The organism is Halomonas getboli (assembly GCF_023094245.1).
In the GTDB taxonomy this organism is placed as follows: Bacteria; Pseudomonadota; Gammaproteobacteria; order Pseudomonadales; family Halomonadaceae; genus Halomonas; species Halomonas getboli.
Map to the genome: position 1 here is coordinate 66,368 of NZ_JALMEW010000009.1, position 13,463 is coordinate 79,830.

Below are 13,463 nucleotides of genomic sequence, written 5' to 3' on the forward strand. Positions count from 1 at the left end.
CTCGAGTCGACGCTCACGCGGAGGCCTTGTCGTCCTTCAGGCTAGCGGGCGGCCAATTTTCCAGCCGCATACCCAGGGACAGACCACGGGCGGCCAACACGTCCTTGATCTCGTTCAGGGACTTCTTGCCGAGATTCGGGGTCTTCAGCAGCTCCACCTCGGTGCGCTGGATCAGGTCCCCGATGTAGTAGATGTTCTCGGCCTTCAGGCAGTTGGCGCTGCGGACGGTCAACTCGAGATCGTCTACGGGGCGCAGCAGGATCGGATCGATATGATCCTCTTCCTCTTCCACTTCCTGTTCCTTGTCGGCTTCCAGGTCGACGAACGCGGCCAGCTGCTCCTGCAGGATAGTCGCGCTGCGACGGATCGCCTCTTCCGGATCCAGGGTGCCGTCGGTTTCCAGATTGAGAATCAGCTTGTCGAGGTCGGTGCGCTGTTCGACACGCGCGGCCTCGACGGTATAGGAAACCCGACGCACGGGGCTGAAGGTCGCATCCAGCTGCAGGCGGCCGATGGCACGAGACTCGTCGTCGGCGTCGCCACGGACGTCCGCCGGCTCATAGCCGCGGCCGCGGGCCACCTTGAGCTGCATCTTCAGCTCGGCGCCCTCGTTGACGTGCGCGATGACGTGCTCGGGATTGACGATCTCGACGTCGTGGTCGAGGGCGATGTCACCCGCGGTCACGATGGCCGGGCCCTGCTTGTTCAGCGAGAGCACCGCCTCGTCGCGGCTGTGCATCTTGATCGCCACGTCCTTGAGGTTCAGGAGGATTTCGATGACATCTTCCTGGACGCCCTCGATCGCGCTGTACTCGTGATCGACACCGGCGATCTCGGTCTCTACCACGGCACAGCCGGGCATGGACGAGAGCAGGATGCGACGCAGAGCATTGCCCAGAGTGTGGCCGAAGCCACGCTCGAACGGCTCGAGCACGATCTTCGCGTGGTGCGCGTTGATCTCTTCGACCTTGATGTCGCGAGGACGGAGAAACTCTGTCACTGAACGCTGCATGATGAATACCTTTCAGGCTGCCAAACGGATACTCGGTACTGAAGGCCGCCCACCCCGCGGGGAGGGCGGCGCGGCGATCGCCGCTTACTTCGAGTACAGCTCGACGATCAGTTGCTCATTGATGTCGGCAGACAGGTCACCGCGTTCAGGCAGAGCCTTGAAAGTGCCTTCCATCTTCTTGGCATCGACCTCGACCCAGGCCACATCGCCACGGTTGGCGGCGATGCCCAGAGCGTTCTGGATACGCGCCTGGTTCTTGGCCTTTTCACGGACGGAGACCACGTCACCGGGCTTGACCTGGTAGGAAGCCACGTTGACGGTCTTGCCGTTGACGGCGATCGCCTTGTGACTCACCAGCTGGCGGGCCTCGGAACGAGTGGCGCCGTAGCCCATGCGGTAGACGACGTTGTCCAGTCGGGATTCGAGAAGCTGCAGCAACAGCTCACCGGTCGCGCCCTTCAGGCGGGCCGCTTCCTTGTAGTAGTTGCGGAACTGCTTCTCGAGCACGCCGTACATGCGGCGTACTTTCTGCTTCTCGCGAAGCTGCAAGCCGTAGTCGGAAATCCGCTGACGACGCTGGCCGTGCACACCCGGGATCTGCTCGGATTTGCACTTCTTCTCGAAGGGAGTGACACCGCTCTTCAGGAAGAGGTCGGTGCCTTCACGACGAGACAGTTTGCACTTCGGTCCAATATAACGAGCCATGAATCTGTCTCCTTAAACGCGGCGTTTCTTCGGCGGACGGCAGCCATTGTGCGGAATGGGCGTCGCGTCGGTGATGCTTTGCACGCGGAAGCCGGCGGCATTCAGTGCACGCACGGCGGATTCACGGCCCGGACCGGGGCCTTTGACCAGCACGTCGACGTTTTTCACACCATACTCGGCTGCAGCGGTCGCTGCACGTTCGCTTGCCACTTGAGCAGCGAACGGGGTGCTCTTGCGAGAACCACGAAAACCCGAACCACCGGCAGTCGCCCAGGAGAGGGCGTTGCCCTGGCGGTCTGTGATCGTAATGATCGTGTTGTTAAAAGAGGCGTGGATATGCGCGACGGCATCCACTACCTGCTTTTTAACCTTTTTACGGTTGCTACGCGGGTTAGCCATGTTGATGTCAATTCCTGTCGTTACGCAGAACGTGCGTGTTATTTGCGAATCGGCTTACGCGGACCCTTACGGGTGCGCGCATTGGTCTTGGTCCGCTGACCGTTCAGCGGCAGACCACGGCGATGACGCAGACCACGATAGCAACCCAGGTCCATGAGACGCTTGATGTTCAGCGTCACATCACGACGAAGATCGCCTTCAACGGTGTACTTGCCGACTTCGGAACGCAGGGTGTCGACTTCGTCGGAAGACAGCTCCTGGATCTTGGTAGTCGGTGCAATGCCGGCCGCGACACAGATTTCCTGGGCGCGAGTACGGCCAATCCCGAAGATATAGGTCAGCGAGATCGCCGCATGCTTGTTGTCCGGGATATTGACGCCTGCAATACGGGCCATCAGCTTACTCCGAAATTTGAGCGGCTTGCTCGATTAATCATCTACAAAAGGCGCAACAGCATACCCCTTTACCCTGCGAAGGGCAAGGGGCATGCCGGCACCCGGTTTAGTGCAGCGTCAGGGGATCAGCCCTGGCGCTGCTTGTGCCGCGGTTCGCTGCAGATGACGCGCACGGCGCCATTGCGACGAATGATCTTGCAGTTACGGCACATTTTCTTCACGGAAGCTCGAACTTTCATCGTTCCATCTCCATTGTTGGCTCGCGTCGCGAGCCAACGGTTCAGCTCGCGGCGCGCCAATTCATCAGCGGCGCCCTCAGCGCATGATGCCGCCGCTGCCGTAGCCTTTCAGGTTGGACTTCTTCATCACCGAATCGTATTGATGCGACATGAGGTGCGACTGCACCTGAGCCATGAAGTCCATGATGACCACCACCACGATCAGCATCGAAGTACCGCCGAAGAAGAACGGTACGTTCCAGGCCACGATCAGGAACTGGGGCATCAGGGAAACGACGGTGATGTAGAGGGCACCGAACAGGGTCAGACGGCTCATGACCTTGTCGACGTAGCGAGCGGTCTGCTCGCCGGGGCGGATGCCCGGAAGGAAGGCCCCCGACTTCTTGAGGTTGTCGGCGACGTCCTTGGGGTTGAAGACCAGCGCTGTGTAAAAGAAGCAGAAGAATACCACCGCTGCCGCGAAAAGCAAGATGTACAGCGGCTGACCCGGGCCGAGAGCCTGGGAAGCACGCTGCAGCCACTCCATGCCGTCCCCGGCACCGACCCACTGCCCCAGCGATGCCGGGAACAGCAGGATGCTCGAGGCGAAGATCGCCGGAATCACGCCCGCCATGTTGACCTTGAGCGGCAGATAGCTGCTCTGGCCGGCGTACATCTTGTTGCCGACCTGGCGACGCGGATAGTTCACCGTGATGCGGCGCTGGCCGCGCTCGATGAATACCACGAAGGCCACGGTAGCGATGCCCAGAAGGGACAAGGCCAGCAGCGGCAGCACGTTCCATGCGCCTTCATTACGGGCCAGTTCGAAGGCCTGGCCCACGGCCCCCGGCAGACCGGCGACGATGCCCGAGAAGATCAGCAGCGAAATGCCGTTGCCGATGCCCTTCTCGGTGATCTGCTCGCCCAGCCACATCATGAACACCGCCCCGCACACGAAGGTGACGACGGCGGTGAAGTAGAAGCTGAAGTCGGCCGTGTAGGCAATACCCTGGCTCGCCAGGCCCACCGACATGCCGGTGGCCTGGACGAGTGCCAGCAGTACGGTGCCGTAGCGGGTGTACTGGCTGATCTTGCGACGACCGGCCTCGCCCTCCTTCTTCAGCTGTTCCAGCTGGGGCGAGACGGCGGTCAGCAGCTGCATGATGATCGACGCGGAGATGTACGGCATGATGCCGAGCGCGAAGATGCTCATGCGCTCCAGGGCACCGCCGGAGAACATGTTGAACATGCCCAGGATGGTGCCCTGCTGCTCCCTGAACAAGGCAGCAAGCTGGTCAGGATTGATACCGGGAACGGGGATGTGGGCACCGATACGGTAGACCACGATAGCGAGGAGCACGAAGCGCAGACGCGCCCAGAGTTCGCTCAGACCGCTGCCCATCGCCGGCATGTTTCCTGACTTGGCCATTTAGTCCTCTACCTTGCCGCCAGCGGCTTCGATCGCGGCACGGGCACCCTTGGTGACCTTGAGACCGCGGACCGTGACCGCCTTGTTCAGTTCGCCGGAAAGGATCACCTTGGCATACTGGGTGGCGTCCTTCAGCACGTTGGCCTGCTTGAGGGTTTCCAGGGTGACTTCCTCACCCTCGACCCGGGCCAGTTCGCCCAGGCGGACCTCTTCGGAGACCATCGACTTCGCGGAGGTGAAACCGAACTTCGGCAGACGACGCTGCAGCGGCATCTGACCGCCTTCGAAGCCGGGCTTCACGCTGCCGCCGCTGCGCGACTTGAGGCCCTTGTGGCCACGGCCACCGGTCTTGCCCAGACCGGAGCCGATGCCACGACCGACGCGCTTTTCAGCGTGCTTGGAGCCCGGGGCCGGGCTCAGGCTATTGAGTTTCATGGATTACTCTCCCTCAACACGCACAAGGTAGTTGACCTTGTGGATCATGCCGCGAACGGCAGGGGTGTCTTCCAGTTCGACCGTGTGACCGATGCGACGCAGGCCGAGGCCCTTCATGGTGGCCTTGTGCTTGGCCAGCACGCCGATGGTGCTGCGGGTCTGGGTAACCTTGATCGTAGCTGCCATGGTGCTCACCCCGTGATCGCTTCGACTGACAGACCGCGCTTGGCGGCCACGTCTTCCGGCGACTGCAGGGAGGCCAGACCATTGACGGTCGCCCGCACCACGTTCACCGGGTTGGTGGAGCCGTAGCACTTGGCCAGGACGTCATGGACGCCGGCCAGCTCCAGCACGGAGCGCATGGCGCCGCCGGCGATGATGCCGGTACCCTCGGAAGCCGGCTGCATGTACACCTTGGAGGCACCGTGACGGGCCTTGACCGGGTACTGCAGAGTGCCACCCTTCAGGTTGACCTTGACCATGTTGCGACGCGCCTGGTCCATGGCCTTCTGGATCGCGACCGGCACTTCACGTGCCTTGCCGCGGCCGAAGCCAACACGACCATTACCGTCGCCGACGACGGTCAGAGCGGTGAAGCCGAAGATCCGGCCACCCTTGACCACCTTGGCGACACGGTTGACCTGCACGAGCTTTTCCTGCAGATCGCCGCTTTGCTGTTCGTTCTTCGCCATCGTAAAACCCTTTAGAATTCCAGGCCGCCTTCACGAGCGGCGTCGGCCAGGGCCTTGACACGACCGTGGTACTTGAAACCGGCACGATCGAAGGCCACCTGGGTGATGCCAGCCTGCTTGGCGCGTTCGGCAATCAGTGCGCCCACCTTGGAGGCGGCGTCGACGTTGCCGGTCGCACCCTCGCGCAGGGCCTTGTCCAGCGTGGAAGCGCTGGCCAGGACCTTGCCACCATCCGGCGAGATGATCTGCGCGTAGATGTGACGCGGGGTACGGTTGACGCACAGGCGATACACGCCCAGCTCGCGGATCTTGGCGCGAGCGCGGCGGGCACGACGGAGACGAGATTCTTTCTTCGCGTTCATAACCCTGCCTTACTTCTTCTTGGCTTCTTTGCGGCGGACTTGCTCGTCGCCGTACCGGATACCCTTGCCCTTGTAGGGTTCGGGCGGACGGTAGGCGCGAATTTCCGCGGCAACCTGGCCGAGCTTCTGCTTGTCCGCGCTCTTCAGCACGATGGTGGTGTTCTTCGGCGTTTCGGCCGAGACACCTTCAGGCAGTTCGTAGTCGACCGGGTGTGAGAAGCCCAGTGTCAGGTTCAGCGTCTGGCCCTTGGCCTGGGCACGATAACCGACGCCATTGATTTCGAGGGTCTTGGTGAAGCCCTCGGAAACACCGGTGACCAGGTTCTGAACCAGGGCACGGGTGGTGCCGACCATCGCCCAGCTCTTGGCGGATTCGCTCGGCTGGAAGGTCACTTGACCTTCTTCCTGAGCGATCACCACGTCGGGATGAACGGTCATGGACAGCGCGCCCTGGCTGCCCTTGACGGACAGCTGGTCGCCATCGAGCTTGAGCTCGACGCCGGCGGGCACTTTAACCGGATATTTGGCTACGCGTGACATTCCAAACTCCTAGAATACGGTGCAGATGACTTCACCACCGACACCGGCCTGGCGGGCCGCGCGGTCGGTCATCACACCCTTGGAGGTGGTGACGATCGCGATACCCAGGCCCTCGGCAACCTTGGGCAGGGAGTCCTTGCCCTTGTAGCTGCGCAGAGACGGCTTGGAGGCCCGCTGCAGATGTTCGATGACCGGCTTGCCTTCGAAGTACTTGAGGGTCACGGTCAGTTCCGGCTTGGCGGTTTCGCTAACCGCGTAGTCCGTGACATAACCCTCTTCCTTCAGCACGCGGGCCACCTCGACCTTGAGCTTGGAGGACGGCATGGAAACCGTCTCCTTGGTGGCCATCTGCGCATTGCGGATACGGGTGAACATATCCGCCAGAGTGTCTTGCATGCTCATTTACGTTGCGCTCCTGATGATTCTACGTGGCGTTACCAGCTGGACTTCTTGAGTCCGGGCACGTCGCCACGCATGGCGGCTTCACGCAGCTTGTTACGGCCGAGGCCGAACTTGTTGTAGTAGCCGTGCGGACGGCCAGTGACGCGGCAGCGGTTGCGCTGGCGCACCGGGCTGGAGTCACGCGGCAGCGACTGCAGCTTGAGCTGCGCATCGAAGCGCTCTTCGTCAGAAGCGTTCACGTCCTGGATGATCGCCTTGAGCTGAGCGCGCTTGGCGGCATACTTCTCCACCAGCTGGGCGCGCTTCTCTTCGCGCTCTACCATGCTTTTCTTTGCCATGATCCCACCCTTATTTCTTGAACGGGAAGTTCAGCGCGCTCAGCAGCGCACGACCTTCTTCATCGGTGTTGGCGGTGGTGGTGATGGTGACATCCAGACCACGGATACGATCGATCTTATCATACTCGATCTCCGGGAAGATGATCTGCTCACGCACCCCCATGGAGTAGTTGCCACGACCGTCGAAGGACTTCGGGTTGAGACCACGGAAGTCACGAACGCGGGGGATCGCGATATTCACCAGGCGATCGAGGAAGTCCCACATGCGCTCGGAGCGCAGGGTCACTTTGATCCCGATCGGCCAGCCTTCACGCACCTTGAAGCCCGCGATGGACTTGCGTGCCTTGGTCACCAGCGGCTTCTGACCGGAGAGCTTCTCCAGGTCACCGATGGCGTTGTCGATCAGCTTCTTGTCGCTGGTCGCTTCGCCGATGCCCATGTTCAGGGTCACCTTGGTGATCCGGGGCACCTGCATCACGTTGGCGTAGCTGAACTGCTCTTGCAGCTTAGCCATCACCTCGTTCTGATAACGTTCTTTCAAGTTCGCCATTTTGCTACCCGACTCGCGTTAGGCGTCGATCTGCGCTTGCGTCGACTTGTAGATACGTACCTTGGTACCGTCTTCCTGAACCTGGACGCCGACGCGATCTGCCTTACCGGTCTCCTGGTTGAAGATGGCCACGTTGGACGCGTGAATCGGAGCCTCGCGCTCGACGATACCGCCCTGATTACCCGCCATGGGATTGGGCTTGGTGTGACGCTTGATCATGTTCACACCGGACACGATGTAGCGGTCGTCCTTGAGGACGCGCTTCACGGTGCCACGCTTGCCCTTGTCCTTCCCGGCGATGACGACGACTTCGTCGTCACGTTTGATCTTTTGCATATCCGCCTCGCTCCTTACAGCACTTCAGGCGCCAAGGAAATGATCTTCATGAACTTCTCTGTGCGAAGCTCACGGGTCACCGGACCGAAGATCCGGGTACCGATCGGCTGTTCGTTGGTGTTGTTCAACAGAACCGCCGCATTTCCATCGAAGCGGATCAGCGAACCGTCATTACGACGGACGCCACTACGGGTGCGAACGACCACCGCTTTGAGGACCTGGCCTTTCTTGACCTTGCCACGCGGGATGGCTTCTTTCACCGTGACTTTGATGACGTCACCGACGCGGGCATAACGGCGGTGTGAACCACCGAGCACCTTGATGCACTGCACCCGGCGCGCCCCGCTGTTGTCGGCGACATCCAGCATTGTCTGAGTCTGAATCATCGGTTTTCTCCAAACCTAAACTGACTGCACTGGTTCGACTGGCGTTTGCCGATCAACCCTTGGCCTGTTCGAGAACTTCGACCAGGGTCCAGGCCTTCTTCTTGGAGAGCGGACGGCACTCCTCGATGGAGACCGTGTCGCCGGCCTTGGCCTGGTTCGCCTCGTCATGGGCGTGCAGCTTGGTGGAGCGCTTAACGTACTTGCCGTAGATCGGGTGGCGCTCACGACGCTCGATCATCACAACGATGGACTTGTCCATCTTGTCGCTCACCACCTTGCCGGTGAGCGTACGGGCTTTTTTCTCTTCGGCCATCTCAGACACCTGCCTTCTCGTTGAGCACAGTCTTCACGCGGGCGATATCCCGACGAACCTGCTTGAGCAGATGGGTCTGGCTGAGCTGGCCGGTGGCCTTCTGCATGCGCAGGTTAAACTGCTCGCGGAGGAGTTCGAGGAGCTGCTCCTGGAGCTGCTCTGCGGACTTTTCACGAATTTCCTGGGCTTTCATCACATCACCGTCCGTTTCACAAAGGTGGTGGAGACCGGGAACTTCTGGGCAGCCAGGGCGAATGCCTCGCGAGCCAGCTCCTCGGAAACGCCTTCGATCTCGTACAGGACACGGCCGGGCTGGATCTGAGCGACCCAGTACTCGACAGAGCCCTTACCCTTACCCATCCGGACTTCCAGAGGCTTCTTGGAAATCGGCTTGTCAGGGAAGACACGGATCCAGATCTTGCCGCCACGCTTGACGTGACGGGTGATGGCACGACGGCCGGCTTCGATCTGACGGGCGGTGACGCGACCGCGACCAGTGGCCTTCAGGCCGTACTCGCCGAAGCTCACCTTGCTACCGCGATGCGCCAGGCCACGGTTGCGGCCCTTCTGCACCTTGCGGAATTTCAAACGCTTGGGTTGTAACATCGACTCGCTCTCCCCTTACTTGGAACCTTTCTTCTTGGAGGGCGCACTCTGCGGCTGCTTGGCCTTGGCGCGGACCTCCTCGATGCCCCCGAGGATTTCACCCTTGAAGACCCAGACCTTGACACCGATGATGCCGTAGGTGGTCTTGGCTTCGTAGGTGGCGTAGTCGATGTCCGCACGCAGGGTGTGCAGCGGCACGCGACCTTCGCGATACCATTCGGTGCGGGCAATCTCGGCACCGCCGAGACGGCCGGAGAGCTGCACCTTGATACCGCCGGCACCGAGGCGCATGGCGTTCTGGACGGAACGCTTCATGGCGCGACGGAACATGACGCGACGCTCGAGCTGGCCGGCGATGTTCTGCGCGACGAGCTGGGCGTCCAGCTCCGGCTTGCGAACTTCCTCGATGTTGACGTGAACCGGCACGCCCATCATCTGAGTGACTTCGCGACGCAGCTTGTCGACGTCCTCGCCCTTCTTGCCGATCACGATGCCCGGACGGGCGGTGTGAATGGTCACGCGGGCGTTGTTGGCCGGACGCTCGATGGTGATCTTGCTCACGGAGGCGTTCTTCAGACGCTCTTCCAGGAAGCTACGCACCTCGAGGTCGTTGTTCAGCTTATCGGCATAGGCGCCGCGCTCGGCATACCAGACCGAGGTATGGTCCTTGACGATACCCAGGCGAATGCCTGTCGGATTGACTTTCTGACCCATCTGGTCGACTCCTACTTCTCGGCTACCTTGACGGTGATGTGGCAGGTGCGCTTCAGAATGCGATCCGCACGGCCCTTGGCGCGCGGACGGATGCGCTTGAGCGTCATGCCCTCATCGACGCAGATGGTCGAGACACGCAGCTCGTCGATATCCATGCCGTTGTTTTCTTCCGCGTTCGCGATGGCGGACTGCAGCACCTTCTTGACCAGCTTGGCTGCCTTCTTCGGGGAGAAGGTCAGCAGGTCGAGTGCTTCGGCGACCGGCTTACCGCGCACCTGGTCAGCCACCAAACGGGCCTTCTGGGCGGATAAGCTAGCGCCACGCAGCTTTGCTGTGACTTCCATCTCTAATCCTCTCTCGGCTTACCGTTTGGCTTTCTTGTCCGCCGCATGACCGCGATAGGTGCGGGTGGCAGCGAATTCGCCCAGCTTGTGGCCAACCATTTCCTCGGAGACGTGCACCGGGACGTGTTGGCGACCGTTATGGACCGCAATGGTGAGCCCGACCATATTGGGCAGGATCATGGAGCGGCGCGACCAGGTCTTGATCGGTTTGCGCTCGCCCTTCTCCACTGCAGTCTCAACCTTCTTCAGCAGATGAAGGTCAATAAAAGGACCTTTCTTCAGTGAACGTGGCACAGCCGTTACCTCTTAATGTCTTGGCGTGGGATCTTACTTCCGGGCCTTGCGGCGACGGACGATCAGCTTGTCGGTGCGCTTGTTCTTGCGGGTCTTGTGGCCCTTGGTGGGCATACCCCACGGAGACACCGGATGACGACCACCGCTGGTGCGGCCTTCACCACCACCGTGCGGGTGATCCACCGGGTTCATGGCCACGCCGCGAACCGTCGGGCGCACGCCTCTCCAGCGCTTCGCACCGGCCTTGCCAAGCTGACGCAGGCTGTGCTCGGAGTTGCTCACCTCGCCCAGGGTCGCGCGGCACTCGGCCAGCACCTTGCGCATCTCGCCGGAGCGCAGACGCAGGGTGGCGTAGTTGCCTTCGCGAGCCACCAGCTGGGCGCTGGTGCCGGCGCTGCGCGCGAGCTGGGCGCCCTTGCCGGGCTTGAGCTCGATGCAGTGCACGGTGGAACCCAGCGGGATGTTGCGCAGCGGCAGGGCGTTGCCCTTCTTGATCGCTGCGTTCACGCCGGACTCGAGACGGTCGCCAGCCTGCACACCGCGCGGGGCGATGATGTAGCGGCGTTCGCCGTCCAGGTACTTCAGCAGCGCGATGTGGGCGCTACGGTTCGGATCGTGCTCCAGACGCTCGACGACGGCGGGAACGCCATCCTTGGTGCGCTTGAAGTCGATGATCCGGTAGTGGTTGCGATGACCACCGCCGACGTGGCGGGTGGTGATGCGACCGTGGTTGTTACGGCCACCGGACTTGGACTGCTTTTCGAGCAGCGGCGCGTAGGCGCGGCCCTTGTACAGTTCCTCGCCGACGATCTTGACGACGTGGCGACGACCGGCGGAAGTAGGTTTAGTCTTGACGATTGCCATGATCCGTGCTCCTGCCTTTACTCGGCGCCAGAGAAGTCTTCGAGCGTCTCGCCGGCGGCCAGGGTGACGTACGCCTTGCGATAGCCTTTACGGAGACCGGTGCCATGCGCGGTGCGCTTGGTCTTGCCCTTGACGTTCAGCACCTGAACGCGGTCGACCTTCTTGCCGAACAGCTCCTGCACGGCGGTCTTGATCTCGGGCTTGGTCGCGTCGCTTGCCACCTTGAACACGTACTGGTTGCGCTCGGCGGCCATGGCGGCCTTCTCGGTCACGTGCGGACCCAGCAGCACCTTGAATACACGTTCCTGGTTCATGCCAGCTTCTCCTCGAATTTACGCAGAGCGGAGACGGTGGCCAGGACCTTGTCGAAGGCGACCAGGCTCACCGGATCGGCGGCAGCGACGTCCACGACATCCACGTTCGGGATGTTGCGGGCGGCGAGGTACAGGTTTTCGTCGACCTCTTCGGTGACGATCAGCACCTTCTCCAGACCCAGCTCATTGAGCTTGGCAACCAGCTGCTTGGTCTTGGGGGTTTCGACGGCAAAGGCGTCGACGGCCACCAGACGCTCCTGGCGCACGAGCTCGGAAAGGATCGAGCGCATGGCCGCACGGTACATCTTGCGGTTGACCTTCTGGGTGTAGTCCTGCGGGCGAGCCGCGAAGGTCACGCCGCCGGCACGCCAGATCGGCGAGCGGATGGTACCGGCGCGGGCACGACCGGTGCCCTTCTGGCGCCACGGCTTCTTGCCACCGCCGCTGACGTCGGAACGGTTCTTCTGGGCACGGGTACCCTGACGACCACCGGCCAGATAGGCAGTGACGACCTGGTGCACGAGTGCTTCGTTGAACTCTTTGCCAAAGGTGGACTCGGCGACTTCGACGGTGCCGCCAGCACCTGCAAGATTCAGATTCATCGGTAAGTTCCCCTTCAGCCTGCTTTGACGGCGCTGCGCACGATGACATCACTGCCGGTGGCACCGGGCACGGCACCCTTGACCAGCAGCAGGTTACGCTCGGCGTCGACACGGACGACTTCCAGGCTCTGGACGGTGCAGCGCTCGTTGCCGAGCTGACCGGCCATCTTCTTGCCCTTGAACACGCGACCCGGGGTCTGGCACATGCCGATGGAACCCGGTGCACGGTGGGCCAGGGAGTTACCGTGGCTGTTGTCTTGGGTGCGGAAGTTCCAGCGCTTCACGGCGCCCTGGAAACCCTTACCCTTGGAGGAACCGGTCACGTCGATCTTCTGACCAGCTTCGAAGAGGGATACGGTGAGTTCGCCGCCCACTTCCGGAGCCTCGACGCCTTCTGCCAGGCGGAACTCCATCAGCGAACGACCGGCCTCGACGCCGGCTTTCGCGAACTGGCCGGCTTGGGCCTTGGAGAGATGCTTGGCCTTGCGGGAGCCGGTGGTCACCTGAATCGCGGCGTAGCCGTCGGATTCGACGGACTTGACGCGAGTCACGCGGTTAGGCTCAACCTCGATCACGGTCACGGGCACAGAGGCGCCGTCTTCGGTAAAGACACGGGTCATCCCGGCCTTTTTACCGACCAAACCGATAGTCATTACTACGTCTCCTATAGTGTACGGGGCTGTCACCCGCTATGGCTGCCCTTTCCAGAGCATTCCACTAGCACGTTGTGTGGCGCCATCCCGGCGCGGCGGCTGCTGCCTGCGGTGTTCTGACAGGCGCTGGGCCGCGAGTGTCTAGTGTGGTATCAGTCGAGCTTGATCTGCACGTCCACGCCGGCGGCGAGGTCGAGCTTCATCAGGGCATCGACGGTCTTCTCGGTCGGCTCGACGATATCGAGCACACGCTTGTGAGTACGAATCTCGTACTGATCACGGGCGTCCTTGTTCACGTGCGGAGAGATCAGCACGGTGTAGCGCTCGCGATTGGTCGGCAGAGGAATCGGACCTCGCACCTGGGCGCCGGTACGCTTGGCGGTATCAACGATCTCCGCGGCGGACTGGTCGATCAGGCGGTGGTCGAAGGCCTTCAACCGAATGCGAATCTTCTGGTTCTGCATTTGCCCTAAACTCCAATGGATCTTGACGGCGCGAGCCGTCAACCCACGCATTCAAAGGATGCGCATTATAGGCGCGCCGCCAGCGAGAGTCAAACC

Annotated in this window: 27 protein-coding genes; all 27 read right to left on the reverse strand. The window is 61.7% G+C overall.

Translation table 11 applies throughout. From position 1 onward, the window contains the following. Positions 1–13: 13 nt before the first annotated feature. The 27 genes from MYL53_RS15805 to rpsJ all read right to left on the reverse strand — a co-directional run bounded on the left by MYL53_RS15805 (position 14) and on the right by rpsJ (position 13,367). A complete protein-coding gene (locus MYL53_RS15805; protein ID WP_247854922.1) occupies positions 14–1,012 on the reverse strand; it encodes a DNA-directed RNA polymerase subunit alpha in 999 nt (332 codons plus the stop codon). An 84-nt stretch (positions 1,013–1,096) separates the two neighbouring features. After that, positions 1,097–1,717 (reverse strand): 30S ribosomal protein S4, encoded by a 621-nt coding sequence (gene rpsD, locus MYL53_RS15810; protein ID WP_183389485.1) that lies wholly within the window; start codon positions 1,715–1,717, stop codon positions 1,097–1,099. 12 nt (positions 1,718–1,729) lie between these two features. Then, positions 1,730–2,116 (reverse strand): 30S ribosomal protein S11, encoded by a 387-nt coding sequence (rpsK, locus tag MYL53_RS15815; protein WP_013331014.1) that lies wholly within the window; start codon positions 2,114–2,116, stop codon positions 1,730–1,732. Positions 2,117–2,154: 38 nt separating this feature from the next. Next, on the reverse strand, positions 2,155–2,511 hold the full coding sequence (gene rpsM, locus MYL53_RS15820) for a 30S ribosomal protein S13 (protein WP_183389486.1): 357 nt from the start codon (positions 2,509–2,511) through the stop codon (positions 2,155–2,157). A 125-nt stretch (positions 2,512–2,636) separates the two neighbouring features. Next, entirely contained in the window at positions 2,637–2,750 is a 114-nt protein-coding gene (rpmJ, locus tag MYL53_RS15825) for a 50S ribosomal protein L36 (RefSeq protein WP_008959154.1), read from the reverse strand. A gap of 76 nt (positions 2,751–2,826) precedes the next feature. Beyond that, positions 2,827–4,158: a preprotein translocase subunit SecY gene (gene secY, locus MYL53_RS15830; RefSeq protein WP_247854923.1), complete on the reverse strand. Its 1,332-nt coding sequence runs from the start codon at positions 4,156–4,158 to the stop codon at positions 2,827–2,829. Beyond that, positions 4,159–4,593 (reverse strand): 50S ribosomal protein L15, encoded by a 435-nt coding sequence (rplO, locus tag MYL53_RS15835; RefSeq protein WP_247854924.1) that lies wholly within the window; start codon positions 4,591–4,593, stop codon positions 4,159–4,161. A 3-nt stretch (positions 4,594–4,596) separates the two neighbouring features. After that, entirely contained in the window at positions 4,597–4,779 is a 183-nt protein-coding gene (gene rpmD / locus MYL53_RS15840) for a 50S ribosomal protein L30 (protein WP_016419098.1), read from the reverse strand. A 5-nt stretch (positions 4,780–4,784) separates the two neighbouring features. After that, positions 4,785–5,285, reverse strand: a complete 501-nt coding sequence (rpsE, locus tag MYL53_RS15845; protein ID WP_247854926.1) for a 30S ribosomal protein S5 — start codon at positions 5,283–5,285, stop codon at positions 4,785–4,787. 11 nt (positions 5,286–5,296) lie between these two features. Next, a complete protein-coding gene (rplR, locus tag MYL53_RS15850; protein WP_097790609.1) occupies positions 5,297–5,647 on the reverse strand; it encodes a 50S ribosomal protein L18 in 351 nt (116 codons plus the stop codon). A gap of 9 nt (positions 5,648–5,656) precedes the next feature. Continuing rightward, entirely contained in the window at positions 5,657–6,187 is a 531-nt protein-coding gene (gene rplF, locus MYL53_RS15855) for a 50S ribosomal protein L6 (protein ID WP_247854927.1), read from the reverse strand. A 9-nt stretch (positions 6,188–6,196) separates the two neighbouring features. Next, on the reverse strand, positions 6,197–6,589 hold the full coding sequence (gene rpsH, locus MYL53_RS15860; protein ID WP_247854928.1) for a 30S ribosomal protein S8: 393 nt from the start codon (positions 6,587–6,589) through the stop codon (positions 6,197–6,199). Between the two features lie 32 nt (positions 6,590–6,621). After that, positions 6,622–6,927, reverse strand: a complete 306-nt coding sequence (gene rpsN / locus MYL53_RS15865; RefSeq protein WP_247854930.1) for a 30S ribosomal protein S14 — start codon at positions 6,925–6,927, stop codon at positions 6,622–6,624. 10 nt (positions 6,928–6,937) lie between these two features. Next, entirely contained in the window at positions 6,938–7,477 is a 540-nt protein-coding gene (rplE, locus tag MYL53_RS15870; RefSeq protein WP_035596369.1) for a 50S ribosomal protein L5, read from the reverse strand. Positions 7,478–7,495: 18 nt separating this feature from the next. Then, positions 7,496–7,813 carry a 50S ribosomal protein L24 gene (gene rplX / locus MYL53_RS15875; protein WP_035596367.1) on the reverse strand — a complete coding sequence of 106 codons (318 nt, stop codon included), beginning with the start codon at positions 7,811–7,813 and terminating at the stop codon, positions 7,496–7,498. 14 nt (positions 7,814–7,827) lie between these two features. Next, positions 7,828–8,199, reverse strand: a complete 372-nt coding sequence (rplN, locus tag MYL53_RS15880; RefSeq protein ID WP_016856410.1) for a 50S ribosomal protein L14 — start codon at positions 8,197–8,199, stop codon at positions 7,828–7,830. A gap of 52 nt (positions 8,200–8,251) precedes the next feature. Beyond that, complete coding sequence (rpsQ, locus tag MYL53_RS15885; RefSeq protein WP_247854963.1) at positions 8,252–8,512, reverse strand: 30S ribosomal protein S17; 261 nt, start codon at positions 8,510–8,512, stop codon at positions 8,252–8,254. A 1-nt stretch (position 8,513) separates the two neighbouring features. Further along, positions 8,514–8,705, reverse strand: coding sequence for a 50S ribosomal protein L29 (rpmC, locus tag MYL53_RS15890; protein ID WP_035596360.1), 192 nt, complete (start codon positions 8,703–8,705; stop codon positions 8,514–8,516). Then, the gene (rplP, locus tag MYL53_RS15895; RefSeq protein WP_035596358.1) at positions 8,705–9,118 is read right to left on the reverse strand and encodes a 50S ribosomal protein L16; all 414 of its coding nucleotides are present in this window, start codon (positions 9,116–9,118) and stop codon (positions 8,705–8,707) included. Before rplP ends, rpmC begins: the two co-directional genes overlap by 1 nt. Before the next feature lie 15 nt (positions 9,119–9,133). Further along, the gene (gene rpsC / locus MYL53_RS15900) at positions 9,134–9,832 is read right to left on the reverse strand and encodes a 30S ribosomal protein S3 (RefSeq protein WP_016856414.1); all 699 of its coding nucleotides are present in this window, start codon (positions 9,830–9,832) and stop codon (positions 9,134–9,136) included. Between the two features lie 11 nt (positions 9,833–9,843). After that, complete coding sequence (rplV, locus tag MYL53_RS15905) at positions 9,844–10,176, reverse strand: 50S ribosomal protein L22 (protein ID WP_016856415.1); 333 nt, start codon at positions 10,174–10,176, stop codon at positions 9,844–9,846. A gap of 18 nt (positions 10,177–10,194) precedes the next feature. After that, positions 10,195–10,470 (reverse strand): 30S ribosomal protein S19, encoded by a 276-nt coding sequence (gene rpsS / locus MYL53_RS15910; protein WP_026068605.1) that lies wholly within the window; start codon positions 10,468–10,470, stop codon positions 10,195–10,197. Positions 10,471–10,503: 33 nt separating this feature from the next. Further along, positions 10,504–11,334, reverse strand: a complete 831-nt coding sequence (rplB, locus tag MYL53_RS15915; protein WP_247854932.1) for a 50S ribosomal protein L2 — start codon at positions 11,332–11,334, stop codon at positions 10,504–10,506. Between the two features lie 17 nt (positions 11,335–11,351). Next, positions 11,352–11,648, reverse strand: a complete 297-nt coding sequence (gene rplW, locus MYL53_RS15920) for a 50S ribosomal protein L23 (RefSeq protein WP_035596350.1) — start codon at positions 11,646–11,648, stop codon at positions 11,352–11,354. Beyond that, positions 11,645–12,250: a 50S ribosomal protein L4 gene (gene rplD, locus MYL53_RS15925; RefSeq protein ID WP_247854933.1), complete on the reverse strand. Its 606-nt coding sequence runs from the start codon at positions 12,248–12,250 to the stop codon at positions 11,645–11,647. Before rplD ends, rplW begins: the two co-directional genes overlap by 4 nt. 14 nt (positions 12,251–12,264) lie before the next feature. Then, entirely contained in the window at positions 12,265–12,903 is a 639-nt protein-coding gene (rplC, locus tag MYL53_RS15930; protein WP_247854934.1) for a 50S ribosomal protein L3, read from the reverse strand. A gap of 152 nt (positions 12,904–13,055) precedes the next feature. Further along, positions 13,056–13,367, reverse strand: a complete 312-nt coding sequence (rpsJ, locus tag MYL53_RS15935) for a 30S ribosomal protein S10 (protein WP_010626466.1) — start codon at positions 13,365–13,367, stop codon at positions 13,056–13,058. Between the last annotated feature and the right edge of the window lie 96 nt (positions 13,368–13,463).